General features: G+C 66.7%; 23 protein-coding genes. 15 read left to right on the top strand and 8 right to left on the bottom strand.

Going from position 1 to position 26,159, the window contains the following annotated elements; translation table 11 throughout:
* The 3 genes from HWX39_RS19470 to HWX39_RS19460 form a co-directional block, all read right to left on the bottom strand.
* Complete coding sequence (locus HWX39_RS19470; protein WP_175969568.1) at positions 1–1,221, bottom strand: DUF1501 domain-containing protein; 1,221 nt, start codon at positions 1,219–1,221, stop codon at positions 1–3.
* Positions 1,222–1,288: 67 nt separating this feature from the next.
* Positions 1,289–2,791, bottom strand: coding sequence for a DUF1800 domain-containing protein (locus HWX39_RS19465; RefSeq protein ID WP_175969567.1), 1,503 nt, complete (start codon positions 2,789–2,791; stop codon positions 1,289–1,291).
* Positions 2,792–2,923: 132 nt separating this feature from the next.
* The gene (locus tag HWX39_RS19460) at positions 2,924–3,202 is read right to left on the bottom strand and encodes a hypothetical protein (protein WP_175969566.1); all 279 of its coding nucleotides are present in this window, start codon (positions 3,200–3,202) and stop codon (positions 2,924–2,926) included.
* 267 nt (positions 3,203–3,469) lie between these two features.
* Here HWX39_RS19460 and ompR point away from each other — a divergent pair, with 267 nt between their 5' ends.
* The 4 genes from ompR to HWX39_RS19440 all read left to right on the top strand — a co-directional run bounded on the left by ompR (position 3,470) and on the right by HWX39_RS19440 (position 6,939).
* Entirely contained in the window at positions 3,470–4,195 is a 726-nt protein-coding gene (gene ompR / locus HWX39_RS19455; RefSeq protein ID WP_004199523.1) for a two-component system response regulator OmpR, read from the top strand.
* Positions 4,196–4,235: 40 nt separating this feature from the next.
* The gene (locus HWX39_RS19450; RefSeq protein WP_175955824.1) at positions 4,236–5,597 is read left to right on the top strand and encodes an ATP-binding protein; all 1,362 of its coding nucleotides are present in this window, start codon (positions 4,236–4,238) and stop codon (positions 5,595–5,597) included.
* Between the two features lie 189 nt (positions 5,598–5,786).
* On the top strand, positions 5,787–6,335 hold the full coding sequence (locus HWX39_RS19445) for a peroxiredoxin (RefSeq protein WP_175969565.1): 549 nt from the start codon (positions 5,787–5,789) through the stop codon (positions 6,333–6,335).
* A gap of 76 nt (positions 6,336–6,411) precedes the next feature.
* On the top strand, positions 6,412–6,939 hold the full coding sequence (locus HWX39_RS19440; RefSeq protein WP_011352388.1) for a carboxymuconolactone decarboxylase family protein: 528 nt from the start codon (positions 6,412–6,414) through the stop codon (positions 6,937–6,939).
* Positions 6,940–7,086: 147 nt separating this feature from the next.
* On the opposite strand, the gene ispF is transcribed toward HWX39_RS19440, so the two are convergent.
* Both ispF and ispD read right to left on the bottom strand, forming a co-directional pair.
* On the bottom strand, positions 7,087–7,572 hold the full coding sequence (gene ispF / locus HWX39_RS19435; protein WP_175955821.1) for a 2-C-methyl-D-erythritol 2,4-cyclodiphosphate synthase: 486 nt from the start codon (positions 7,570–7,572) through the stop codon (positions 7,087–7,089).
* 28 nt (positions 7,573–7,600) lie between these two features.
* Positions 7,601–8,311, bottom strand: a complete 711-nt coding sequence (gene ispD, locus HWX39_RS19430) for a 2-C-methyl-D-erythritol 4-phosphate cytidylyltransferase (protein WP_175969564.1) — start codon at positions 8,309–8,311, stop codon at positions 7,601–7,603.
* Positions 8,312–8,418: 107 nt separating this feature from the next.
* Here ispD and mfd point away from each other — a divergent pair, with 107 nt between their 5' ends.
* The 4 genes from mfd to HWX39_RS19410 all read left to right on the top strand — a co-directional run bounded on the left by mfd (position 8,419) and on the right by HWX39_RS19410 (position 14,871).
* Positions 8,419–11,889, top strand: coding sequence for a transcription-repair coupling factor (mfd, locus tag HWX39_RS19425; RefSeq protein ID WP_175969563.1), 3,471 nt, complete (start codon positions 8,419–8,421; stop codon positions 11,887–11,889).
* A gap of 105 nt (positions 11,890–11,994) precedes the next feature.
* Positions 11,995–13,215, top strand: a complete 1,221-nt coding sequence (argE, locus tag HWX39_RS19420) for an acetylornithine deacetylase (protein ID WP_175969562.1) — start codon at positions 11,995–11,997, stop codon at positions 13,213–13,215.
* Positions 13,216–13,274: 59 nt separating this feature from the next.
* Positions 13,275–14,294 carry a threonine/serine dehydratase gene (locus HWX39_RS19415; RefSeq protein ID WP_175969561.1) on the top strand — a complete coding sequence of 340 codons (1,020 nt, stop codon included), beginning with the start codon at positions 13,275–13,277 and terminating at the stop codon, positions 14,292–14,294.
* A 145-nt stretch (positions 14,295–14,439) separates the two neighbouring features.
* A complete protein-coding gene (locus HWX39_RS19410; RefSeq protein ID WP_175969560.1) occupies positions 14,440–14,871 on the top strand; it encodes a DUF3574 domain-containing protein in 432 nt (143 codons plus the stop codon).
* 84 nt (positions 14,872–14,955) lie between these two features.
* Here HWX39_RS19410 and HWX39_RS19405 read toward each other — a convergent pair whose 3' ends face one another.
* Positions 14,956–17,478, bottom strand: a complete 2,523-nt coding sequence (locus tag HWX39_RS19405; protein WP_175969559.1) for a penicillin-binding protein 1A — start codon at positions 17,476–17,478, stop codon at positions 14,956–14,958.
* A gap of 443 nt (positions 17,479–17,921) precedes the next feature.
* On the opposite strand from HWX39_RS19405, the gene HWX39_RS19400 reads away from it, so the two are divergent.
* From HWX39_RS19400 to HWX39_RS19385, 4 genes are all read left to right on the top strand, one after another.
* Entirely contained in the window at positions 17,922–18,602 is a 681-nt protein-coding gene (locus tag HWX39_RS19400; protein WP_113045091.1) for a PspA/IM30 family protein, read from the top strand.
* 88 nt (positions 18,603–18,690) lie between these two features.
* Positions 18,691–19,851, top strand: a complete 1,161-nt coding sequence (locus HWX39_RS19395; protein WP_175969558.1) for a tetratricopeptide repeat protein — start codon at positions 18,691–18,693, stop codon at positions 19,849–19,851.
* Between the two features lie 221 nt (positions 19,852–20,072).
* Positions 20,073–20,504, top strand: coding sequence for a large conductance mechanosensitive channel protein MscL (gene mscL, locus HWX39_RS19390; RefSeq protein ID WP_175969557.1), 432 nt, complete (start codon positions 20,073–20,075; stop codon positions 20,502–20,504).
* A gap of 331 nt (positions 20,505–20,835) precedes the next feature.
* Positions 20,836–21,282 carry a hypothetical protein gene (locus HWX39_RS19385; RefSeq protein ID WP_027784713.1) on the top strand — a complete coding sequence of 149 codons (447 nt, stop codon included), beginning with the start codon at positions 20,836–20,838 and terminating at the stop codon, positions 21,280–21,282.
* A 78-nt stretch (positions 21,283–21,360) separates the two neighbouring features.
* On the opposite strand, the gene HWX39_RS19380 is transcribed toward HWX39_RS19385, so the two are convergent.
* The gene (locus HWX39_RS19380; protein ID WP_175969556.1) at positions 21,361–22,245 is read right to left on the bottom strand and encodes an NAD(P)-dependent oxidoreductase; all 885 of its coding nucleotides are present in this window, start codon (positions 22,243–22,245) and stop codon (positions 21,361–21,363) included.
* Positions 22,246–22,380: 135 nt separating this feature from the next.
* On the opposite strand from HWX39_RS19380, the gene HWX39_RS19375 reads away from it, so the two are divergent.
* The gene (locus HWX39_RS19375; RefSeq protein WP_006493215.1) at positions 22,381–22,590 is read left to right on the top strand and encodes a dodecin; all 210 of its coding nucleotides are present in this window, start codon (positions 22,381–22,383) and stop codon (positions 22,588–22,590) included.
* 220 nt (positions 22,591–22,810) lie between these two features.
* Positions 22,811–23,740, top strand: coding sequence for a LysR substrate-binding domain-containing protein (locus HWX39_RS19370; RefSeq protein WP_006762467.1), 930 nt, complete (start codon positions 22,811–22,813; stop codon positions 23,738–23,740).
* 93 nt (positions 23,741–23,833) lie between these two features.
* On the opposite strand, the gene HWX39_RS19365 is transcribed toward HWX39_RS19370, so the two are convergent.
* The gene (locus HWX39_RS19365; RefSeq protein WP_175969555.1) at positions 23,834–25,252 is read right to left on the bottom strand and encodes an 8-oxoguanine deaminase; all 1,419 of its coding nucleotides are present in this window, start codon (positions 25,250–25,252) and stop codon (positions 23,834–23,836) included.
* 511 nt (positions 25,253–25,763) lie between these two features.
* On the opposite strand from HWX39_RS19365, the gene uraH reads away from it, so the two are divergent.
* Complete coding sequence (gene uraH / locus HWX39_RS19360) at positions 25,764–26,117, top strand: hydroxyisourate hydrolase (RefSeq protein ID WP_060966249.1); 354 nt, start codon at positions 25,764–25,766, stop codon at positions 26,115–26,117.
* Positions 26,118–26,159: the final 42 nt, after the last annotated feature.

Genomic DNA, 26,159 nt, shown 5'->3' with positions numbered 1-26,159 from the left:
TCACGCCTTCAACAACGGCAACGTGTCGAAGCGCTGCTGCAGCACGCGGGTCGCGTCGAGCCCCCACCACGGCCCGAGCACGGTTGCGTAAAGCTGGCGGAAATCGACCGCGACCGGCAGGTTGCCGTTGCCGTCGAGCCGCCCGAGCGCCGGCGGCGCACCATACAGCCCGCCGGCCACGCGCCCGCCCATCACGAAATGCGGCGCGGCCGTGCCGTGGTCAGTGCCGTTGCTCTGGTTCTCCCGCACGCGCCGCCCGAATTCCGCATACGTCATCACGAGTGTCTGGTTCCAGCGGCCGAGTTCGATCAACGCGCCGCGCATCGCGCTCATCCCTTCCGCGAACTGCTTGAGCAGCGCGGCTTGCTGCCCCGGCTGGTTCTGGTGCGTATCGAAGCCGTTGAGCGTCAGGCGCAGCACCGCGACACCATCCTGCGCGCCGGGCCCGGACGCTTCGCATGCGGCCAGCACCTGCATCGCCGTCTTGACCGACGTGCCGAACGCGCCGGCCGGAAAGGCCGTCCGGAATTCACGCATCCCGCCGCGCGGGCGCAGCCGGTCGGCCGCCTTCACGATGTCGTTCTCGACGTCGATGATGTGTGCGAGCGCGGGATTCTGTTCGCGCAGCGACGACGGCTCGGCAAGCCGGGCCGCACGAATGAACTGCGCGGGATTGACGAGCGCGATCGCACGTGCACCGTTCGAGAGCGGCCCCATCTCGGCGCTGCCGAGCACGACGCCGTCCGCCGCGAAACCGGGCGGCACGGGCGCCTGCGCGAAGGTGCGCGTGAGCCAGCCTTCGTGCAGGTACTGGTCCGAACGCGACGCGGTATCCCAGATCTCGATCGAGCGGAAATGCGACAGGTTCGGCTGCGGATAGCCGACACCCTGCACGACCGCGACCTGCCCGTCGCGCCACAGCGGCATCAGCGGCGCAAGCGACGGATGCAGCCCCGTGTGCGCGTCGAGTTGCAGCACCTGCTCGCGCTTGATGCCGATGCTGCGCCGGAACTGGTAATACAGCGGGTCCGCGTACGGCACCACCGTGTTGAGGCCGTCGTTGCCGCCCTTCAGCTCGACGAGGATCAGCACGTTCGCATACCCGGCTGCCGGTTGGCGCCCCGCCTGCGCCACGGACGCCGCCATCGCAGGCGCCTGCCACATCGACACGCCGGCCGCGGCCGCGGCGCCCGTCAGCGTCAGAAAATCACGTCGGTTCATCGCGCATCCTTTGGGTCGCCGCCCGGCACCTTTGCCACACCGGCTCCCCGCTTCATCGTCGTTCGAATCATTTCAGTTGATAGGCCGGATCCATCAGCAGCGCTTCGAGATACGCGCTACCGGTGGAATCCGTGTCGATCGCCGCGACCGGCGACAGTTGCAGCACCGCGTGCTGCAACTGAAGCTCGGTCGACAGACCCGCGGCCGCCTGCGGCCGTGCGCGATATTGTGCAAGCCAGCGTTCGAGGTCGAAACGCAGGCCGGCGCGCGCGGGCTTGGCCGGCGCTCCGCGCATGCCGGCTGCCGACGCCGTCTCGACCACCGGCACCGCATGCGCGCGGCCATTCGGCGGCGGCACCACCGGATGCGCCGGCGGGTGCATGCCGGCCGTCTCCGTCGCGCGGAACAGTTGCTCGACGAACTGCTTGCGCGCGAGCAGCGTGGTGCTGTTGATCCACAGCGCGCCGCCCGGCCAGCCCTTCACGTTCGGCGGGTAAAACAGGTTCTGCCCGAGCGTGCGAACGGTGTTCGCGAGCATCTGCGGATCGCCGTATGAAACGTCGAACAGCCGCACCGACCCGACGACGAATTCCGCCGGCGACTTGACGAGCACGCCGCGGTTGCGCTGATCCCAGAAGGCGTCGGTCGACCACAGCGCGGCGAGCGCCGCGCGAATGTCATAGCCACTCGATCGAAACCGCTCGGCCACCGCATCGAGCGCGCCCGGGTCGGGCGTATCGGACACGAACTCGCGCCACAGCTTGGCGGCGATGAAGCGCGCGGTGCCCGGCCGCTTCAGCAGGATGTCGAGAAAGCCGTCGCCGTCGAACGGCCCCGTTTCGCCGAGAATCGTCTTGTCGCCCGCATCGTGCCAATCCGGCCGCACCGCGAAGCGCAGCGTATCGGGATCGACCGTCCAGCCCGTCATCGCCCGCGCGGCTTCGGTCACGTCGTTTTGCGTGTAATGCCCTTCGCCGAGCGTGAACAACTCCATCACCTCGCGCGCGAAATTCTCGTTCGGGCGCCCCTTGCGATTGCTCGCGCCGTCGAGATACTGCAGCATCGCCGGATCCTTCGCGACCGCGTGCAGCAGCGTGCCGAAATTGCCGAGCGCCTCACGGCGAAACAGCGCGTTCTGCGCGGCCATCGTCTGCGGGTACGGCACCTTGTCCTGCCCCGACGTGAAGTGCCCGTGCCAGAACAGCGTCATGCGCTCGGTCAGCGGCGACGACGTGACGACCATCTCGTTGACCCATGCCGCGCGCAGCGCATCGTACCGAACGTTGCGCTCGCGCTGCTCGTCGCGCCGCATGTCGGGGGTCAGCGCCTGGCGCTGCGCGCGCGTCGGCGGCAGCTCGGCGATCCAGTCGGGCCACGTCGTGACGGGATCGCGGCGAACGTTGCCGAGCGTATCGGCCACGACCTGCGCGCGCGTCATGCCGACGACGCGCGCAACATCGGCGGGCGCGGGCGAAAAACCGGTACGACTCAGGAAAAACAATGCATCGTCGGCGTCGAGCGGCGACTGCATGGCGGGCGACGGCGCCGGTGCGGCAGCGTTCGCTTTCATCGTCATGGACTCCCGGGGCGCACCGGCGGTGCGGATGCCGGTACAACGGCAATCGGCAGGCGAAAGTTGACGGGAAAATTGCTACGAATCTTTTCAGCGCGAAGGATTTCGCGCAGGGCGAAAGACGGCGCGTCAGCGCTTGTACAGCTCGCGAACGGCGTCCTCGATGTGCTGGCGCAAAAGGTGGCGCTCCTCGGGCGTCATGTGCCCGTCGCGGCGGCGCTGTTCGAGATCGGGAGGCACGGCGGAACGGGCCGTCATCTCGGCGGTACGATCGGCCTGCGGCGCCTTGCCGCGCGGCAGCTTGCGCGACGATGCGCCCTGCTCGGGGCGCTGCGCATACGCGAAGTTCGACGCATACGGACCGGCAAGCGCGATCGTCAGCATCAGTGCAATCCGGGCAGATCGCATGACCGTCCTCGCTTCTTTGGTCGATTTGTTCCCTTCGTCACGCGGCAACCGGTTACCTCTGGTACTTGAAAAACCCTGCGGAATTCGGGTGTGCAAAGATGAAAGATGGAGTGCAGGGGAGTATCTACCGAATTTCGGCTTCGAGTAAAGGAATCTCTATAGCCTGCCTTTACTCCGCGCGACACTACGGGTAAATTTTGTAACCGACTGTAACGCCCGAAAATACGCGGCCGTGCGTCAATTCCCATTCGCGATAAGATGCCGATCATGGAAACGAAAAACCCCTCCAAGATTCTCGTCGTCGACGACGACCCGCGCTTGCGCGACCTGCTGCGCCGCTATCTCGGCGAGCAGGGTTTCAATGTCTACGTCGCCGAAAACGCGACCGCAATGAACAAGCTCTGGGTACGCGAGCGTTTCGACCTGCTCGTGCTCGACCTGATGCTCCCGGGCGAAGACGGCCTGTCGATCTGCCGCCGCCTGCGCGGCAGCAACGACCGCACGCCGATCATCATGCTCACCGCGAAAGGCGAGGATGTGGACCGCATCGTCGGCCTCGAGATGGGCGCCGACGATTACCTGCCGAAACCGTTCAACCCGCGCGAGCTCGTTGCACGCATTCATGCGGTGCTGCGCCGCCAGGCGCCGGCCGAACTGCCGGGCGCCCCGTCGGAAACCACCGAGGTGTTCGAGTTCGGCGAGTTCTCGCTGAACCTCGCCACGCGCACGCTGACGAAGTCCGGCCAGGAAATTCCGCTCACCACCGGCGAATTCTCGGTGCTGAAGGTGTTCGCACGTCATCCGCGCCAGCCGCTGTCGCGCGAGAAGCTGATGGAACTCGCCCGCGGCCGTGAATACGAAGTGTTCGACCGCAGCCTCGACGTGCAGATTTCGCGCCTGCGCAAGCTGATCGAACCGGATCCGGGCAGCCCGCGTTTCATCCAGACCGTCTGGGGCCTCGGCTACGTGTTCATCCCGGACGGCGCCGCCTGATCTTTCTCCTTCCCGGTTTCGCCCGCCCACGGCCCGTCCCATGCGTATCGACCGGCGCCTCCTGCAGCTCGCGTTCGGCGGGCTGTTCTGGCGCACCTTCCTGCTGATCGCGCTGCTGATCTCGGTCAGTCTCGCCGCGTGGTTCCAGAGCTTTCGCGTGATCGAACGTGAGCCGCGGGCGCAGCGCGTCGCGCTGCAGCTCGTCGCGGTCGTGAAGCTCACGCGCACCGCCCTGCTCTATTCCGATCCCGATCTGCGGCGCGCGCTGCTGCAGGATCTCGAGAGCAACGAGGGCGTGCGCGTTTACCCGCGCGAGAAGACCGACAAGTTCAAGCTGCAGCCCGACGAATCGCTGAACCGCCTGATCGAACACGACATCCGCAGCCGCCTCGGCGACGATACCGTGATCGCTCAGTCGGTCAACGACATTCCCGGTGTGTGGATCAGCTTCAAGATCGACGACGACGATTACTGGGTCGCGCTCGACCGCGACCAACTCGACAACGTCACGGGCTTGCAGTGGGCCGGCTGGGGCCTGTTCGCGCTCGCGTTGTCGCTGTTCGGCTCCGCGTTCATCACGAGCCTCGTGAACCGGCCGTTCTCGCGGCTGGCGCTCGCCGCGCGCCAGATCGGCTCGGGCCAGAGGCCCGAACTGCTGCCCGAGCGCGGGATGGGCGTCGCGGCCGACACCAACCGCAGCTTCAACCAGATGGTGCGCGACCTCGAGCAGCTCGAGGCCGATCGCGCGCTGATGCTCGCGGGCATCTCGCACGACCTGCGCACGCCGCTCGCGCGGCTGCGGCTCGAAACCGAGATGAGCCCGTCCGATCAGGCGACCAAGGACGCGATGGTCGACGACATCGAACAGATGGACCGCATCATCGCGGCCTTCATCGACTACGCGCGCCCGTCGCAACGCAAGCCGGAACCCGTCGACCTGTCGTCGATCGCACAGGAAGTCGCCGCGCGCGTAGCAGGCGAAGATGGCGTCGAGATCCGCACGCGGCTCGCGCCGAGCGCGGTGATCGAAGCCGACGAGACCGACATGCGCCGCGTGATCGGCAACCTCGTCGAGAACGCGCGCAAGTACGGCCAGAGCAAGCAGGACGGCGTGTCGCACATCACGCTCGAGACACGCGTGTCGCACGCCCGCGTCGAGCTGTCGGTGAGCGACGAAGGCCCCGGCATCCCCGAGGATCAACTGCCGCTCGTGATGCGGCCGTTCTACCGCGTCGACACCGCCCGCACCAAGGCGGACGGCACGGGCCTCGGGATGGCGATCGTGCTGCGCCTCGTCGGCCGCTACCGCGGCGCGCTGCGCCTGCGCAACCGCAACCCCGAAGCGGGCCTCGAAGTCACGCTCGAATTCCCCGGCGCCGGCAAGGCGCGTGCGACGGCGTGACGCGCTCGAGCACGCTTCTTGCGCTGCACACTATCGATCCGGTTGACAAAAACTATGAAGATCGTTAGTCAAAATCTATTGAAGCGCTTTACTAATAGTGTTATAGTTTCGCCCAGGCTGTCACATCATCGTTGCAGCACCGAGGTAGCTTGACTCAGTCTTCTTCCCAACTCATACAGGAGTATCCGCATGAAAACCGTGGGCGATAAACTCGAAGCTTTCACCGTCGTAGCCGCGAAGCCGGGCTTCAACAATCACGAGGAAAACGGCCAGTCGGCATTCGAGACCATCACCGAAGCGTCGTTCCCGGGCAAGTGGAAGATCATCTACTTCTATCCGAAGGATTTCACGTTCGTGTGCCCGACGGAAATCGTCGAATTCGCGAAGCTCACGAAGCAGTTCGAAGAGCGCGATGCCATCCTGCTGGGCGGCAGCTCGGACAACGAATTCGTCAAGCTCGCATGGCGCCGTGAGCACAAGGACCTCGACAAGCTGAACCACTACTCGTTCGGCGACGTCAAGGGCGAGCTGATCGACCAGCTCGGCGTGCGCGACAAGGAAGCCGGCGTGGCCCTGCGTGCAACGTTCATCGTCGATCCGGACAACACGATCCAGCACGTTTCGGTGAACAACCTGAACGTCGGCCGCAGCCCGGAAGAAGTCCTGCGGATTCTGGACGGCCTGCAAACGGACGAACTGTGCCCGTGCAACCGTGCAGTCGGCGGCGCAACGCTGTAAGCGCATCGATGCACGAAGCCCGCGGCGCACGTCCTGCCTGCGGGCTTTTTTAACGGCCAACCCATAGGAGATATCAATGGAATTCATCGATTCGATTAAGGCACGTATTCCCGACTACGCGAAGGACATTCGCCTGAACCTCGACGGCACGATCTCGCGCTCGTCGCTCGAAGGCACCGACGCGGTCGGCGTCGCGCTGGCGGCGGCAATCGCGGCGAAGAGCACGGTGCTCATCAAGACGATCCGCGAAGCCGGCGTCCTGTCGCCCGAAGAAACGAACGCCGTGCTGACGGCGGCCGCGCTGATGGGGATGAACAACACCTGGTATCCGTATGTCGAGATGGCCGACGATGCCGACCTGAAGACGCAACGCGCCGAGCTGCGGATGGGCGCGTATGCCACGCACGGTGGCGTCGACAAGCGCAAGTTCGAGATGTACGCGCTCGCCGCGTCGATCGTCGGCAAGTGCCACTTCTGCGTGAAGTCGCACTATGCGCTGCTGAAGAACGAGCAAGGGATGACCGTCACGCAGCTGCGCGACGTCGGCCGCATCGCGTCGGTGATCAACGCCGCCGCGCAGGTGATCGCCGCCGAAGGCGAGTAAACGGCTGCTTGAGCGGTCTCGCCGTGCGACCGGCAGCCATGCCGGAGCAGCCGTCGCTCCAAACGAAAATGCCACGCATCAGCGTGGCATTTTTTCATTTCCGCGGCACGGCGCGCGGAGCGAACCGCACGCCTTAACCGCCGGGCGTCAGCCGCCCTGCCTGACCAGCAGCGCGGCGGCCTGCGCCTCGATGCCCTCGCCGCGGCCGAGATAGCCGAGCTTCTCGTTGGTCTTCGCCTTCACGTTCACGCGGTCGAGCGGCAGCCCGAGATCGGCCGCGATGTTCGCGCGCATGCCGTCGATATGCGGCGCGAGCTTCGGCGCCTGCGCGATCACGGTGCTGTCGACGTTCTGGATCGCGAAGCCGGCCGCTTTGACGCGGGCCACGCACTCACGCAGCAGCACGCGGCTGTCGGCGCCCTTGAACGCCGCGTCCGTGTCGGAGAAATGGCGGCCGATGTCGCCGAGCGCCGCCGCGCCGAACAGCGCGTCGGTGATCGCGTGCAGCAGCACGTCCGCGTCCGAGTGGCCGAGCAGGCCACGTTCGTAAGGAATCGTCACGCCGCCGATGATGAGGGGGCGCCCCGGGACGAGCTGGTGCACGTCGTAGCCTTGTCCAATTCTGAAATCCATGCGTGTTCCGATTGAGATGGGGTGAAAATCAGGAAGCGTGCGCGGGGCGCGCGAGGATCGCTTCCGCGAGCGCGAAATCTTCCGGGTACGTGACCTTGAAGTTGCGCAGGCTGCCCTGCACGACGCGCGGCGTATGGCCGGCCCATTCGATCGCGCTCGCTTCGTCGGTCAGGTCGTGCCCTTCGCGCTGCGCGCGCAGGATCGCCTCGCGCAGCATGCCGATGCGGAACATCTGCGGCGTCTGCGCCTGCCACAGCGCGTCGCGCGACTCGGTGCGCGCGATCGCGTCGCCGCCGGCCGGCACGCGCTTGAGCGTATCGGCCACCGGCAGCGCGACGATGCCGCCGACCGGATCGTCCTTCAGCGTCGCGACGAGCGTGCGGATCAGCTCCGGCGTGATGCCCGGGCGGGCGGCATCGTGCACGAGCACCCAGTCGTGATCGGTCGCGCCGAACTCGGTCAGCTCGAGCAGCCCGTTCAGCACCGACGCCTGGCGCGAGCCGCCGCCGCAGCGGCGCACCGCGAAGCGCAGGCCCGCGAAGCGGCGCGCGTCGAAATGGGAATCGTCGGGCGCGAGGACGACGAGCGTCTGCGCGAATTCGCTGCACGCATCGAACGCGGCGAGCGTGTAATGCAGCAGCGCGCGGCCGGCCAGCGTGCGATATTGCTTCGGCACGGCCGAACCGGAACGGCTGCCCGTGCCGGCACAGGGAATCAGGGCGAAAAGTCGGGGAGTCACGAAAGGAAACGCCGGAAAGATGAAATCGAGAAGCGGATTTTATAATAGGTCTTTCGTCTCGACCGGCGCACCGCGATGCGCCCGTGTACGCCACCCCTGCCGTCCCTATGCCAGATAACGCTTCCACCCCGTCCGCCTCGCCCGTTGCCCGCGTCAAACCCGGCCAGCGCTTTGCCTTCGACGGCGCGCACGGTTCCGCCGACGCGCTCGCCATTGCCCGTTATCTTGACGATAACCGCCAGGACGTGCCGCTTCTGGCGGTGATCTGTGCGAACGCGGTCGACGCACAGCGGCTCTCGCAGGAAATCCGCTACTTCTCGCCCGATGCGCGCGTGCGCCTGCTGCCGGACTGGGAAACGCTGCCGTACGACACGTTCTCGCCACACCAGGACCTCGTGTCCGAGCGGCTCGCGACGCTGCACGACCTCGGCGAGGGCCGCTGCGACATCCTGCTCGTGCCCGCGACCACCGCGCTGTACCGGATGCCGCCCGCGTCGTTCATGGCCGCGTACACGTTCGCGTTCGCGCAGGGCGAACGGCTCGACGAGGCGAAGCTGAAGGCGCAGCTCACGCTGGCCGGCTACGAACACGTGAGCCAGGTCGTGCGGCCCGGCGAATACTGCGTGCGCGGCTCGCTGATCGACCTGTACCCGATGGGTTCGCCGCTACCGTACCGGATCGACCTGTTCGACGATCAGGTCGACTCGATCCGCGCGTTCGACCCCGACACGCAGCGCAGCCTCTACCCGGTACGCGACGTGCGCCTGTTGCCCGGCCGCGAGTTTCCGTTCGACGAAGCCGCGCGCACGGCCTTCCGCAGCCGCTGGCGCGAGACCTTCGAAGGCGACCCGAGCCGTGCGCCGATTTACAAGGACATCGGCAACGGCGTGCCGTCGGCCGGCATCGAGTATTACCTGCCGCTGTTCTTCGACGAAACGGCCACGCTGTTCCACTACCTGCCGCACGACGCGCACCTCGTGTTCACGGGCGATCTCGAGGCTTCGATCCGCCGCTTCACGGCCGATACGAAGCAGCGCCACGCGTTCCTGTCGCACGATCGCGAACGGCCGATCCTCGAGCCGCAGCGCCTGTTCCTGTCCGACGAGGATTTCTTCGCGTTCGCGAAACCGTTCGCACGCGTCGTGCTGCCCGCGCAACCGGCCGGCGGCTGGGCAACGGCGCTGCCCGAGCTCACCGTCGACCGGCATTCCGACGATCCGCTCGCGTCGCTGCGCACGTTCGTCGAATCGTCAGGCAAGCGCGTGCTGCTGACCGTCGAGTCGGCCGGCCGCCGCGAGACGATCCTGCAACTGCTCGCCGAACATCGCCTGCGCCCCGCGTCGAACGACCACTTCGCGGGCTGGCTCGCGAGCGACGAACGCTTCGCGCTCGGCGTCGCGCCGCTGTCGAGCGGCTTCGCGGTGCCGGGCGAAGGTTATGCGATCGTCACCGAAACCGAGCTGTACGGCGCGCTCGGCCGCCGCGCGGGCCGCCGCCGGCAGGAACAGGCCAGCAACGTCGACGCGATGGTGCGCGACCTGTCGGAGCTGAAGGTCGGAGACCCGGTCGTCCACGCGCAGCACGGCATCGGCCGCTACATGGGCCTCGTGTCGATGGATCTCGGCGAAGGCGAGACCGAATTCCTGCATCTCGAATACTCGGGCGACAGCAAGCTCTACGTACCCGTCGCGCAATTGCACGTGATCTCGCGCTACAGCGGCGCCGATCCCGACAGCGCGCCGCTGCACGCGCTCGGCTCCGGCCAGTGGGAGCGTGCGAAGCGCAAGGCCGCGCAGCAGATCCGCGACACGGCCGCCGAGCTGCTGAACCTGTACGCGCGCCGCGCGGCCCGCGAAGGCCACGCGTTCTCGCTCGATCCGCGCGATTACGTGAAGTTCGCCGAAAGCTTCGGTTTCGAGGAAACCCCCGACCAGGCCGCCGCCATCGCGGCCGTGATCGGCGACATGACGAGCGGCAAGCCGATGGACCGCCTCGTATGCGGCGACGTCGGCTTCGGCAAGACCGAGGTCGCGCTGCGCGCGGCGTTCATCGCGGTGCTGGGCGGCAAGCAGGTCGCGCTGCTGTCGCCGACCACGCTGCTCGCCGAGCAGCACACGCAGACCTTCGTCGACCGCTTCGCGGACTGGCCGGTTCGGATCGTCGAGCTGTCGCGCTTCAAGACCACGAAGGAGGTCAACGCGGCGATCGCGCAAATCAACGAAGGCAGCGTCGACATCGTGATCGGCACGCACAAGCTGCTGTCGTCGGATGTGCAGTTCAAGCGTCTCGGCCTTGTGATCATCGACGAGGAACACCGCTTCGGCGTGCGCCAGAAGGAAGCGCTGAAGGCGCTGCGCGCGGAAGTCGACGTGCTGACGCTCACCGCGACGCCGATCCCGCGCACGCTCGGGATGGCGCTCGAAGGGCTGCGCGATTTCTCGGTCATTGCAACCGCGCCGCAGAAGCGGCTCGCGATCAAGACCTTCGTGCGTCGCGAGGAAGAAAGCGTGATCCGCGAGGCGATGCTGCGCGAACTGAAGCGCGGCGGCCAGGTGTACTTCCTGCACAACGAAGTCGAGACGATCGAGAACCGCAAGGCGATGCTCGAGGCGCTCGTGCCCGAAGCGCGCATCGTGATCGCGCACGGCCAGATGCATGAGCGCGAGCTCGAACGGGTGATGCGCGATTTCGTCGCGCAGCGCGCGAACGTGCTGCTGTGCACGACCATCATCGAGACCGGCATCGACGTGCCGAGCGCGAACACGATCATCATGCACCGCGCGGACAAGTTCGGCCTCGCGCAGCTTCACCAGCTGCGCGGCCGTGTCGGCCGCTCGCATCACCAGGCGTATGCGTACCTGCTGGTCCACGATCCGCAGGCGCTGACCAAGCAGGCGCAGCGCCGGCTCGAAGCGATCCAGCAGATGGAGGAACTCGGTTCGGGCTTCTATCTCGCGATGCACGACCTCGAGATCCGCGGTACCGGCGAAGTGCTCGGCGACAAGCAGTCGGGGGAAATTCACGAGATCGGCTTCCAGCTCTATACGGACATGCTGAACGACGCGGTGAAGGCGCTGAAGAACGGCAAGGAGCCCGACCTCACCGCCCCGCTCGCCGCGACGACGGAAATCAACCTGCACGCGCCGGCGATCCTGCCGGCCGACTACTGCGCGGACGTGCAGGAGCGGCTGTCGCTGTACAAGCGTCTCGCGAACTGCGAGCACGGCGATGCGATCGACGGCATCCAGGAAGAGCTGATCGACCGCTTCGGCAAGCTGCCGCCGCAGGCGCATGCGCTCGTCGAGACCCACCGGCTGCGGATCGCCGCGAAGCCGCTCGGCATCGTGAAGATCGATGCAAGCGAGGTGGCGATCGGGCTGCAGTTCGAGCCGAATCCACCGATCGATCCGATGCGGATCATCGAGATGGTGCAGAAGCATCGGCATATCAAGCTCGCGGGCCAGGACAAGCTGCGCATCGAGACGCGCTCGCCCGACCTCGCGATCCGCGTGTCGACGATCAAGGAAACGCTGCGCGCGCTCGCGCCGAAGCAGGGAGCGGCTGCCGCGGTGCGCTGACGCGATCCTGACGGGTGCGGCGTTGCTGCACCGCACTGCGCCCGGCGCGGGCGGGCCGACGCGTTTTTGAGTATGATTTTCCCATTCATCAGACGGAGTTTTGCCATGTCCACTCTCGACGCGACGGCGCCGTCCGCCGCCGACCAAGGCGACACGTCCCTCGTCAGCCTGCCCTGGATCAAGCAACTGGTGTCGATGGACACGACGAGCCGCGTGCCGAACCTCGGCCTGATCGAAACGGTGCGCGATGCGCTCGCGGCGAAGGGCATCGCATCGACGATCACGCACGATCCGCGTGAAGGCTGGGCGAACCTGTTCGCAACCGTGCCCGCGCACGACGGCTCGACGAACGGCGGCATCGTGCTGTCGGGGCATACCGATGTCGTACCGGTCGACGGCCAGCAATGGGACAGCAACCCGTTCGCGCCGGAAATCCGCGACGGCCGCCTGTATGGCCGCGGCACCTGCGACATGAAGGGCTTCATCGGCGCCGCGCTCGCGCTGCTGCCCGAGATGCAGGCGACCAGGCTCGCGAAACCGATCCATTTCGCGCTGTCCTACGACGAGGAAATCGGTTGCGCAGGCGCGCCGCTGATGATCGCCGACCTCGTCAAGCGCGGCGTGCAACCGTCCGGCTGCATCGTCGGCGAGCCGACCAGCATGCGGCCGATCATCGCGCACAAGGGCATCAACGCGTACCGCTGCTGCGTGCGCGGCCACGCGGCGCATTCGTCGCTGACGCCGAAGGGGCTGAACGCGATCGAGTACGCGGCACGCCTCATCTGCCATATCCGCGACCTCGCCGAGCGCTTTCGCGCCGAAGGCCCGTTCGACGCGCTGTACGACGTGCCGTTCACGACCGCGCAGACGAGCACGATCCAGGGCGGCAACGCGATCAACACGGTGCCGGCCGAATGCCGGTTCGACTTCGAGTTCCGCAACCTGCCGACGCTCGATCCCGAGCAGATCTTCACGCGCATCGAAGCGTATGCGCGGGAAACGCTGCTGCCGCAGATGCTTCGCGAGCATCCGAATGCCGCGATCGAGTTCTCGAAGATCGCCGCGGCGCCCGGCCTCGACGCCACCGAACAGGCCGCGATCACGCAGCTCGTGCGTGCGCTGACGGCCGACCAGGACAAGCGCAAGGTCGCCTACGGCACCGAGGCCGGCCTGTTCGAACGCGCGGGCATCCCGAGCGTCGTGTGCGGGCCCGGCAACATCGAGCAGGCGCACAAGCCGAACGAATATGTCGAGCTCGCGCAGCTCGCCGGCTGCGAGCAGTTCCTGCGCAAGTTCATCCGCAGCATGTCGGTCGACGCACACTGACTGCCCCCGCCACGCCGGCCCGCGTGTGCGGGCCGGCCCACTCCGCCACCCGCCACGTCATGTCGACTGAACAACAGGGCAACGCCCATACGACGATCGACGGCGAGCCGATCCCGACGCTCGACGACATCGCCGCGCAGCATTTCGCGTTGTCGCCCTGGGTCGCGCGCACGCCCGTGTTCGAACGCGCCGACCTGCCGTCCCTCGAGGGCACGCACGTCAACTTCAAGTTCGAGTTGCTGCAGGTCAGCGGCAGCTTCAAGGCGCGCGGCGCATTCACGCACTTGCTCGCACTCGACGAGGCGCGCAAGAACGCCGGCGTCACCTGCGTGTCGGCCGGCAATCACGCGGCGGCCGTCGCGTATGCGGCGATGCGGCTCGGCAGCAGCGCCAAGGTCGTGATGTTCCAAACCGCGAGCCCGTCGCGCATCGCGCAGTGCAAGCAGTACCGCGCGGAAGTCGTGCTGGCCGGCAGCGCGTCGCAGGCGTTCGATCTCGTCCGGCGGATCGAGGCCGAGGAAGGCCGCTTCTTCATCCATCCGTTCAACGGCTATCACACGATCCTCGGCACCGCGACGCTCGGTTACGAATGGGCGACCCAGACGCCCGACCTCGACGCGGTGATCGTGCCGATCGGCGGCGGCGGGCTCGCGGCCGGCATGGCGACCGCGCTGCGGCTCGCGAATCCGCGCGTGCACGTGTACGGCGTCGAGCCGGAACGCGCCGACGCGATGAGCCGCAGCTTCGCGGCGAATCACACGATCAAGATGAGCGCGATGCAGACGATCGCCGATTCGCTGATGGCGCCGCATACCGAGGAATACAGCTACCAGCTGTGCCGGCGCCACGTCGACCGCATCGTCACCGTGTCCGACGACGCGCTGCGTGCCGCGATGCTGTTCCTGTTCTCGCAACTGAAACTGTCGGTCGAACCGGCGTGCGCGGCCGCACTGGCCGCCCTGCTCGGCCCGCTGCGCGAAACGCTTCAAGGAAAGCGCGTCGGCGTGCTGCTGTCAGGCACGAATACCGACCCCGGCACGCTCGGCATGCACCTCGCGCACGCGAAACTGCAGCACTGACCCCACATCGGGCACGCGCGGACAAACCTAGGGTTATCCCCAGATTATGTTGACAGCCCTGTTGATAACCCGCCGGACAAGCACGCAAGTGGTTGAGCGCGCAGCGTTTTGCACGCGCGAAGGTCGATCGTCACGAATTGGGCAGATGCGGTCGCTGGCCGTATGCGCAATGGCGATCGCGCTGCTCGCCGGTTGCGCGGCACCGCCCTCGCCCGTCGTCGGCGCGCCGCCGGCCTGCACGCAGCCGGGCGAGAGCCCGATGCTGCTGGCCGACCTGCTGTTCGGGCGAGACATCACGGGGCGCGGCCCCGTCACCGATGCTGAACGCGCGGCATTCCTCGCCGACACGGTCACACCGAGATTCCCCGACGGCCTCACCTACTGGGACACGCACGGCCAGTGGCGCGACCGCGCCGGCGGCGGGATCACCCGCGAAGACAGCTTCGTGATCCGTATCATCGCCGACGATACGCCCGACACGCGTGCACGGCTCACCGCGATCCGGCAAGCGTACATACAGCGATTCCATCAGCAATCGGTCGGCATCACGCTCGTACCGGCCTGCGCGTCGTTCTGATTCCCCTTCTCCCTATCGACAATTCGCGCAAAAAAAACGGGCGCCCGAAGGCGCCCGTCGCATGTCGGAACGGCGGCGTGCCGCTTACTTGTTCTCGAACATGTCCATGATCTGCTGTTTCTCCTGCGGCGTGACGGGCGGCGGCGCAAGCCCTGCCGCACCGGCCGAGCCGAGTGCGTCGTTCGCGCTGATCGAATTTTCCGCCGGGTTGATGTCGACGTTCGCGACGAAGCCGTTGCCCGGCGTGCGATCGGCGTAGTACAGCTCGCCGTCGATCGAGGTCAGGCCGTCCGGCATCGGCATCTGCTGCTCGGGCACGCCGTTCAGCGCGGTGCGCATGTAATTCACCCAGATCGGCAACGCGAGCTGCGCGCCGAATTCGCGGCTGCCAAGGCTCTTCGGCTGGTCGAAGCCCATCCACGCAACCGCGACGAGCGACTGCTGGTAGCCGGCGAACCAGCCGTCCTTCGCGTCGTTCGTCGTACCGGTCTTGCCCTGCAGGTCGCTGCGGCCCAGTGCGTTGGTGCCCGCGCCCGTGCCGGCCGTCGCGACCGAATGCAGCAGGCTGTTCATCACGTACGCGTTGCGGCCTTCGATCGTGCGCGGCGCCGTGCTGCCCGCGAGCACCGGCTGCGACTTCTGCAGCGGCTGGCCGCGTGCGTCGTCGACCTCGGCGATCAGGTACGGATCGACCTTGTAGCCGCCGTTCGCGAACACCGCATAGCCGGTCGCGAGCTGCAGCGGCGTCACGAGGCCCGCGCCGAGCGCCATCGGCAGGTAAGGCGGCGTCTTCGCGGGATCGAAGCCGAAGCGCTGCGTCACGTACTGCTGCGCGTACTGCGTGCCGATCGACGCGAGGATCCGGATCGACACGAGGTTCTTCGAACGCTGCAGGCCGGTGCGCATCGTCATCGGGCCGTCCGGCTGGTCGTCGTCCTTCGGCTCCCATGCGGTGCCGCCCGGCACGCTCGGCGGGAAGTACAGCGGGGCGTCGTTGATCATCGTCGCCGGACCCATGCCCTTGTCGAGCGATGCCGAGTAGATGAACGGCTTGAACGACGAGCCCGGCTGCCGCCACGCCTGCGTCACGTGGTTGAACTTGCTCTTGTTGAAATCGAAGCCGCCGACGAGCGAGCGGATCGCGCCATCCTGCGGCGCGATCGCGACGAGCGCGCCTTCGACCTGCGGCAGCTGCACGACCTGCCAGCCCGTCTTGCCGTCCTTCAGCACGCGCACGACCGAACCCGGCTTGATGCGCAGCGAGTCGTTCGCGCGGGGGCCGAGCGCGGCCGCCACGAAGCGCAGCCCGGCCGGACCGATCGTCGTGGTCGCGCCGCCGACGAACTGCACCTCGACCGCATTGGGCGACGCCGACAGCACGACCGCCGACTGCAGGTCGCCGTTGTCCGGGTGATCGGCGAGCGCGTCGTCGATCGCCTCGTCGCGGTCGTCGCCGGCCGCGGGCAGCTTGATCGACGCTTCCGGCCCGCGATAGCCGTGGCGGCGCTCGTAGTCGAGAATGCCGCGACGCACGGCCTGGTACGCGGCTTCCTGGTCGGACGAGTTGATCGTCGTCGTGACGGTCAGCCCGCGCGTATAGGTTTCGTCCTTGTACTGCTGGTACATCATCTGCCGCACCATCTCGGCAACGTACTCGCCGTGCACCGCGTACTGGTTGCCCGGCGTACGCACGTGGATCTCTTCCTTCACGGCCTCGTCGTACTGCGGCTGCGTGATGTAGCCGACCTCGAGCATGCGCTTCAGGATGTATTCCTGGCGCACCTTCGCGCGCTTCGGATTGACGACCGGGTTATACGCGGACGGCGCCTTCGGCAGCCCCGCGAGCATCGCCGCCTCCGCGAGCGTGATGTCCTTCAGGTCCTTGCCGAAATAGACGCGCGCGGCGGCCGCGAAGCCGTACGAGCGCTGGCCGAGATAGATCTGGTTCATGTACAGCTCGAGGATCTGGTCCTTCGTCAGGGCCTTCTCGATCTTGTACGCGAGCAGCATTTCGTAAATCTTGCGCGTATAGGTCTTCTCGCTCGACAGGAAGAAGTTGCGCGCGACCTGCATCGTGATCGTGCTCGCGCCCTGGCGCGCGCCGCCGTGCATCAGGTCGGCGACGCCCGCGCGGAGGATGCCGACGAAGTCGACGCCGCCGTGTTCGTAGAAGCGGTAGTCCTCGATCGCGAGCACGGCCTTCTTCATCACGTCCGGAATGTCCTGGAAGCGCACGAGGCTGCGGCGCTCTTCGCCGAACTCGCCGATCAGCACATGATCGGCCGTGAACACACGCAGCGGCACCTTCGGCTGGTAGTTGGTCAGCGCGTCGAGCGACGGCAGCTGCGGCGCCATCACGACCAGCGCGTAGCCGACGATCAGCGCGCCGACGATCGCCAGCGTCGCGAACAGGCCGGCGAACCACAGCACGACGCGCGAGCCGAACGAGCGACGGTGCCCGCCGCCGCTGCGCTGGGTGCGGCGGTCGTCGTTGCGATGGTCGCGATCGTCGTCATCGGGGTAATAGGCTCCGGACGGCGAACGGCGCAGCGTGTAGTGGGGTTCGTTCCTGTCGGAAGAAGAAGGCGGTCGTTTGATAATTGGCATGTCGGAATGGCGGGCGTACGTGGCACCCTCGGACGCATGCGGAAATGCAGGCGAATGAATCAGAGCGGATACGGCGTGATACGACTGTCACGTCGACAGACCCCGCCGCGCGGCGATCCGTTCCCGCGACGTGACAGCGCATTTTAATGAAATCGACCGGGTGCCTTCGCGATTTTTTGTAAAAATTCCCGCAATGCCGTGATTTGAGGAACGTATTGTCGCCATCCTCTGCCTATCATGAACACGCAATATGGCGCGCACGGCCGATAATCTTTCAATCGCGAAAGGTTCGATATCCCGATGCGCATGCCGCTTGAACTCGCGCGTTTAAGCCGTATTTAAGTGAACCGGTGGTGTAATATCCGCCGGCTCATGCGGGTCGGAACCGGCTCGCAACGGGCACTGCCGCGGTCACGCGGCGCCTTTCAACCACGGAGGATTTCATGTCGCTTTTCGACTCTGTTTCGCGCACGATCAAAGGCCTGCTGAACGATGCGGCCGATTCGGTACAGGATCCGTCGCGCGACGCACGGCAGATCGTGCGGGAGCTCGACGACAGCATCGGCCGTGCCGAGAATTCGCTGATCGAGATCGAGGCACAGGTCGCGACCCAGCGCAGCAAGCGCGATGCGGCCGACGACAAGGTGAAGAAGTACGAGGACGGCGCGAAGCGCGCGCTGCAGGCCGGCGATGAAGCACTCGCACGCGAGGCACTCAGCGCACAGTCGAACGCGGAAGCCGAGCGTGACGCGCTCGCGGCCGAGCTGTCGACGCTCGAGCCGTCGGTCGACAAGCTGAAGGGGCAGATCGCCGACATGCGTCAGCGCCGCAACGACCTGAATGCACGCTCGAACATCCTGCAGGCCAAGCAGGAAATCGCGCAGGCGAAGGACGTCGCGGCCAGCGCGCTGGGCGGCATCGGCGGCAAGAACCTGTCCGAGGATTTCCAGAAGCTCGAGGACAAGGTCGCGCTGCAGAACGCACGCTCGGACGCACGCCTGAATTCGGCCGACACGTCGAGCGGCAAGGCGCTCGACGACAAGCTCGCCGCGCTGAACAAGGGTCCGTCGGTCGAGGATCGCCTCGCCGCGCTGAAGAAGCAGCTCGATACGCCCGCGCAGTAACGGCCACTGCGGGCAACCGCGCCGCCGCCCGCCCCGGGCGCGGCGCGAACCGATCGTCAGGAGACGGGCGCGTGCGCCCGGTTCGACCATGAAGAAATCTCTCGCCGCACTCGGCCTCTCGCTGATGTTGCTGTCGTCCGCCGCGTTTGCGGTCCCGTCGCTGCAGCAGGTCGAGCAATCGATCGCGCAACGCAACTGGCAGCAAGCCGACACGCAGCTGTCGCAAGTCATCGACGCCCATCCGAACAACGCGCACGCGCGCTACCTGTACGCACAGGTGCTGGATCGTGAAGGCCGCGCGTCCGACGCCCTCGAGCAGCTGCAGCGCGCCAAGTCGCTCGATCCGCAGCTCAAGTTCACCGACGCATCGCGCTTCGCGCAGACGGAGTCGCGCATCCGCGCCGACGCCGCGCGCGTGAACGGCAACGTGCCTTCGGCCACGCAGGCCGGTACGCTGCAATCGTCGCTCGCGCCCGCCATCGCGCCGGCCGAAAAACACGGGCCGTCGACCGGCATGTGGATCGGCCTCGGGCTGCTCGTCGCGGTGATCGCGCTGGTGCTGCGCTGGACGCTGCGGCGTGCGCGCACGGCCGACGACAGCCGCGCCGACGACGAACGCCGCACGCAGCTCAAGCGTGCCACCGACGTGCTGAACGACATCCGTCCGCTGAAACTCGACGCGAAGCTGTCGACGACGCCCGGCGCCGCGGCACTCACGGGTGAACTCGAAGCGATCGAGACCGATGCGCGCACGCTCGTCGAATCGCTATCGAACGGCAAGAATCCGGTGCCGCCGTATCGCATCGACGAACTCGAACAGCGTCATGCGAGCGTGAAGGCACGCGTCGAAGGCCGCCCCGATCCGGCCGCGCAACCCACGGCACCGGCGAACGGCAGCGGCTCCGTGTATGCGCAGGAAGCCGATCGCATGACGGGCGCGCAAGGCCAGCCGTATCCGCAGCAGCCCTACCCGCAACAGCAACCGCCGGTCGTGATCCAGCAAGGCGGCGGCGGTTTCGGCGGCGGCATGGGCGGGCTGCTGACCGGCGTACTGCTCGGCGAAGCAATGTCGGGCGGCCGCGAGCGCGTGGTCGAACGCGACGTGATCGTCGACGGCGAGCGCCGCCGGCAGGACAACGACCCGGGCTTCGACCTCGGCCGCGGCGACAGTTCGAACTGGAGCGACGGCAACGGCGGCGGCATGGATCTCGGCAGCAACGACGACGGCTGGACCGACGACAACACCTGACGCTACCCAGCGCGTCGACGCGCCCGCGACGCACGCCACGCTCCCCTGCATGCCGGCCGCGCCGACGCGCGGATTTGTCAATCATTTCAAGATGGACTACCGGCAATGGGGAGCGTTCGCTATCATGCGGCCATCGGCGTGCCACCGACCCTCATTCGACGCTCTGCATCCCTGCGCGTCGCGGCACGCCTCCCCTCGCCCCAATCAGGAGAAAGCCGCTCATGAGCATCATCAAGGAATTCAAGGAGTTCGCCGTCAAGGGCAACGTCATGGATCTCGCCGTCGGCGTGATCATCGGCGGCGCGTTCTCGAAGATCGTCGACTCGGTCGTAAAAGACCTCATCATGCCGGTCATCGGCTTGCTGACCGGCGGCCTGGATTTCTCGAACAAGTTCGTTCTGCTCGGCACCATTCCCCCGACGTTCAAGGGTAATCCCGATTCGTTCAAGGACCTGCAGGCCGCAGGTGTCGCGGCGTTCGGCTACGGCTCGTTCATCACGGTGGCGATCAATTTCGTCATCCTCGCGTTCATCATTTTCCTGATGGTGAAATTCATCAACAAGCTGCGCAAGCCGGAAGATGCCGCACCGGCCGCGACGCCGGAAGACACCGTGCTGCTGCGCGAGATCCGCGATTCGCTGAAGCAGCGCTGATCGCCAAGCGTCCCGCCAGCCAGGCCCGCCCCGTGCGGGCCTTTTTATTGCGCGCGATGCACCGCCGCATGCGGCCTATCTCACTTTTTTGTGACGGGCGAATGCACGCGCGGGGAAAGCAGGTCTATGATGGAGACTAAACGACAGTACGGGCGCCAAGACGCTGGCTGTGTCGATCATGGCGAGCAGGTCGACGGGAGACATTGATCGTCGTACTGCACGAAAGCAGCATTTTCGTGTGCTATAAAGGATCGACATGCGGCGTACATAGCCGGGAGTGGGTCGCATGAAAGTGCCGCATTTCTTGCAATTGTTTTTGAGGCGAGTGTTTATGTCCTTCCCGAAAAAACGTCGGCGTGCCCAGCAGGATGGCCAGGAGTCATTCCTCGCGGTGTTGCGCCACTCGAAACCGTTTGCCCAGCTCGACACCAAGATTGCCCGCGCCCGCGCGCAGGACGAACCCGTCCTGTACGCGCATGTGCTGCCCGGTCTCGACGTGCTCCTGTGCAGCGTGCGCGGCGCACAGCCGCCCTATCCGGCCATCGCCGAACTGCGCAAGCGCTGCATCGAATCGATCGCCAACGCGCTCGAGCAGCCGCTGGACGGCCTCGAGAACGGCGGATACTGGTATGAAGCAAACGGCTTCGGCTTCCTCGTGTTCGCCAGCCGTGCGCGTGCGCGCATCCTGCCCGAGTTTGGTGCAGGCACGAAAGCGAGCCTGCGCGGCGGGCTCGGCCGCCAGAACGCCGGCGACACGACACCACGCTCCCTCGGCTGATCAACCTGCCATTCGATGGGCCGCCTCCGGGCGGCCCATCTGCCATTCACGCACCCTCCTGCCCGTCACGACGCCAGTTCACTGACGCCCGTTGCCGGGACGCACGATGTCGATGAACGCGGCGAAATCGGCACCGGCGAGCCCTTGCGCGGCGCCGAGCCGCAACACCTGCTGCACGGTGGCCGACACGGGCATCACCGCGCCCGTGTCGCGCGCCGCGTCGGCAATCGCATCGACGTCCTTCTGGAACGTACCGAGCGCGCCGATGGGAGCATGACCGCCCGACGTCATGCGCGGCACGAACGTCTGCAGCAGCACCGAATCGGCCCAGCCACCGGCCAGCGCTTCGGCCAGCCGCGCGGCATCGATGCCGCTCGCCTGGGCAAGACCGACGGCCTCGGCAATCGCGGTCACCGTCGCGGTGACGATCGCCTGGTTGCACAACTTCGCCGTCTGTCCCGCGCCCGCGTCGCCCATGTGGGTGATCCGCGACGCGTACGTGTCGATCAGCGGCCGCACCGCGTCGAGATCGGCCGCGCGGCCGCCGGCCATCACCGCAAGCGTGCCGGCCTGCGCGCCGGGCACGCCGCCCGACACCGGCGCATCGACCCAGCCGACGCCGAGTGCGGCCGCGCGCGCCGCGTAATCGCGCGTCGCGGCAGGCGGAATGCTCGAATGATCGACGAGGCGCCGCAGGCGGCGCGCAGCCGCGTCGCCGGAGAGCAGGCCGTGCTCGCCGAACACGACGTCGCCCACCGCGCGGCCGTCGAGCACGCACACGAATACCGTATCGACGCGCTCCGCCAGTTCGCGCGGCGTGCCGACCACCTGCGCGCCGTCCTTCGCGAGCGCCTCCGCCTTGTCTCGCGAGCGGTTCCACACGCTGACCCGATGCCCGGCCGCCAGCAAATGCCGAATCATCGGCGCGCCCATCAATCCCGGTCCGCAAAATCCGACTTCCACGATGTGCCTCGTCTCCGATATGGGTTGAACTTGCCGCCCATCATACCTATCACTCAAGAAGCCGGGCACGCGCGGCACCGCTTCGGGAGCGCGGCTTGCGCCGGCGATATAAATCGATATCCCAGGGAGCGCATCATGAGCGATCACGTGTACAAGATGATCGAGTTGACCGGTTCGTCGCGGCAATCGAGCGACGATGCCATCCGCAACGCGATCTCTAAAGCCGGCAAGACGCTGCACAACCTGCACTGGTTTCAGGTAACCGAAACGCGCGGCCACATCGAAGGCGACCAGGTCGTGCACTGGCAGGTCACGCTGAAGGTCGGCATGCGCATCGACGACTGACACGCACGCCACATCACAGCCGCGCCGCGATCCGGATCCGCGACATGCGCATCCGCGCGGCGCCGCGCGCCCCGCATTCCGCCCCGTTCAAACCCCGTGTCCACGCCCGGCCGGCAGGTGCCTGCGGGTATCCATCGCTTGACGCTGATTTTCGTTCATATTAAAAACAATATACCCACAGTACCCCTCGATCAGCCCAGACATATAACCCGGAGATATCATGAGTCAGCAACGCGAGGCGATCGACACGTACCTCTTGCGCGTCTTGCACACCTTGTTGATGGAGCGCAGCGTCACGCGCGCTGCCGTCAAACTGAACCAGTCGCAACCGGCGATCAGCGCCGCACTGCGGCGCCTGCGCGACATCACCGGCGATCCGCTGCTGGTGCGCGGCAAATCCGGCATGGTGCCGACCGAATACGGGCTGCGCCTGCTCGAGCCCGTGCAGAACGCGCTGCGTGAAATCGAGCGCATCAAGTTCCAGCAGCACAACTTCGACCCGGCCACGTCGATCCGCTGCTACCGAATCGGCTGCCCCGACTACCTGAACGTGCTGTTCGTGCCGACCGTCGTCGAGCGCTTCCGCCAGGCCGCGCCGAACGCAACGCTCGAATTCCATTCGCTCGGCCCCGCGTTCGACTACGAACTCGCGCTGGAAGACGGCAAGCTCGACATCGTCGTCGGCAACTGGCCCGAACCGCCCGAGCAGTTGCACCTGTCGAACCTGTTCGTCGACGAAATCGTCTGCCTGATGAGCAACACGCACCCGTTCGCGAAGCGAGGCGGGCTCACGCTCGACCAGTACCTGAACGCGCCGCATCTCGCGCCGACGCCGTACTCGGTCGGCCAGCGCGGCGCGATCGACGTGCATCTCGCGCGCGAACGGCTCAAACGCCATGTGGTCGTCACGCTGCCGTACTTCAACCTCGCACCGTACGTGCTCGTGAAGTCCGACCTGATCTTCACGACGACGCGCCTGTTCGCCGATCACTACGCGAAATTCCTGCCGCTGTCGGTCGTGCCGGCGCCGCTCGACTTCCCGCCGATGCAGTACTACCAGCTGTGGCACGAGCGCTGCCACTACTCCGACGAAGTGCGCTGGCTGCGCAGCCTCGTCGCCGAAGCCACCCGCACGTTGATCGAGGCGTAACGGCACACGCCGCCCGCGCCGTTACGGGCGCGGCGCGACGGCGCGCCAGCGGCAGGCTCGGCCAGGCCGCCGCCGCACGGCTTCAGGCTTGCTTCAGCGCGATGCCGCGACGAGCGCGTGCGCAAGCGCGTTGTGGCGCTCGATCACGGGCGGCAAATCGAGCGTCGCCAATCGCCCTTCCCGCACCACCACCTTCCCGTTCACCACCGTGTATGCCGTCTGCGACGGCGCGCAGAACACGAGCGCCGCAACCGGATCGTGCAGTGCACCCGCGAACAGCGGCTGGCGCAGGTCGAATGCGGCGAAGTCCGCAGCCATGCCGGGCTTCAGCGCGCCGATGTCGTCACGGTTCAGCACCTTCGCGCCGCCGAGCGTCGCGATCTCGAGCGCTTCACGCGCAGTCATCGCATCGGGCCCGAAACCGACCCGCTGCAGCAGCAGCGCCTGCCGCACTTCCGCAACCATCTGCGCGCCGTCGTTCGACGCGGAGCCGTCGACGCCGAGGCCAACCGGCACACCTGCGAGACGCATCTTTTTCACCGGCGCGATACCCGACGCGAGCCGCATGTTCGAGCATGGACAGTGCGCGACGCCCGTGCCGGTGCGCGCGAACAGGCCGATGCCCGCATCGTCGAGCTGCACGCAGTGCGCATGCCACACGTCGTGACCGACCCAGCCGAGATCTTCCGCATATTCGGCGGGCGTCATGCCGAATTTCTCGCGGCTGTACGCGATGTCGTTGACGTTCTCCGCGAGGTGCGTGTGCAGCGACACGCCGTATTCGCGCGCGAGCACGGCCGCGTCGCGCATCAGGTCGCGGCTCACCGAGAACGGCGAGCACGGTGCGACGACCACGCGCAGCATCGCGTACCGGCCTTCGTCGTGATAGGTCTCGATCAGGCGCTGCGTGTCGCGCAGGATGTCGGCCTCGCGCTCGACGACGGAATCGGGCGGCAGCCCGCCGTCGCGCTGGCCAACGCTCATCGCGCCGCGGCTCGCATGAAAACGCATGCCGATCCGCTGCGCGGCGCCGATGCTGTCGTCGAGACGGCTGCCGTTCGGGTAGATGTACAGATGATCGCTCGACGTCGTGCAGCCCGACTGCAGCAGCTCGGCCATCGCGGTGAGCGTCGACACCTCGATCATCTCGGGCGTCAGGTGCGCCCAGATCTTGTACAGGTTCGTGAGCCAGCCGAACAGCTCGGCGTTCTGCGCCGCCGGCACCGCGCGCGTCAGGCTCTGGTACATGTGGTGGTGCGTGTTCACGAGCCCCGGGATCACGAGGTGGCCGCGCAGGTCGAGCACTTCGTCGGCCGAATCGGGCAGCTCGGCGGTCGGGCCGACGGCGACGATCCGGTTGTCTTCGATGTAGAGCCCCGCGTCGCGCAATTCGCGGCGCGCGTCGTCCATGGTCACGAGCACGTCGGCGTGCTTGACCAGCAGGGTTTTCGGGCGGGATGAGGAAGTGTTCGTGTTCGGCGCGCGTGCGCCAGCGTGCTGCTCGAGGTTCATGCGTTCTCCGCGTCGGTCTGCCCCCAGGGGCGAATCCTGGGGACGGTCACACAGCCGTTCGAACGCTGAATCGCGGCACGCTCCGGTGCCAGCGTCCGTTCGAACGCCCTGGCCCGGTTACCCGGCGTGCTCGCCGTCTTCGGGGTACGCGCGGGCCACCGGCCGACGCGCACGGCGGCAGGATCGCCCAAGCGCGCGCCGCACACAATGCGCGATCCGGAATACCGCGATTCACGGTTTCGATATGGTACGCCGCGCAACGCCCCGCCGGTGCGCCGAAACGCCCGTCGGAAGCCGTATCCGGCGTGCCGTCGACAGCCGCTCATGCGCGGCGCATTATCTTTGATATCGCGCCCGTATTTGCGCGGGGAACCTTTTTACAATGCCTGCACGGCGCTCGCTTCAATCTCGCCGACGGGTATGTAGCCACGTGACGTGGAGCCTCGATCCGCCGCACAGTCCATGGATCGGGTCGCCGCCGAACCTCGCATTCACACAAGGACAATTGCGAATGGGAAAGCTCACTACCCACGTACTCGATACGGCACACGGCCGTCCCGGCGCTGCAATCAAGGTGGACCTCTACGCGCTCGACGGCGAATCGCGCCGCGCGATCAAGACCGTGCTGACCAATAGCGACGGCCGCTGCGACGAGCCCCTGCTCGAAGGCGCCGCGCTCGCCGCCGGCGAATACGAACTCGTGTTCCACGCCGGCGACTACTTCGCGTCGCTCGGCGTGAAGGTGCCCGAACCCCGTTTCGTCGATCGCGTCGTGCTCCGCTTCGGCATCGCCGACACCGGCGCGCACTACCACGTGCCGCTGCTCGTGTCGCCATGGTCGTACAGCACCTATCGCGGCAGCTGACATACGCATCAGCGCCCGCATCAAGACAAAATCTGAGTCTGG

This window comes from Burkholderia sp. BCC0322, assembly GCF_902833045.1.
In the GTDB taxonomy this organism is placed as follows: Bacteria; Pseudomonadota; Gammaproteobacteria; order Burkholderiales; family Burkholderiaceae; genus Burkholderia.
The sequence above is the reverse complement of the archived record's forward strand: the minus strand, read 5'-3'. Positions and strand labels throughout refer to the sequence as shown.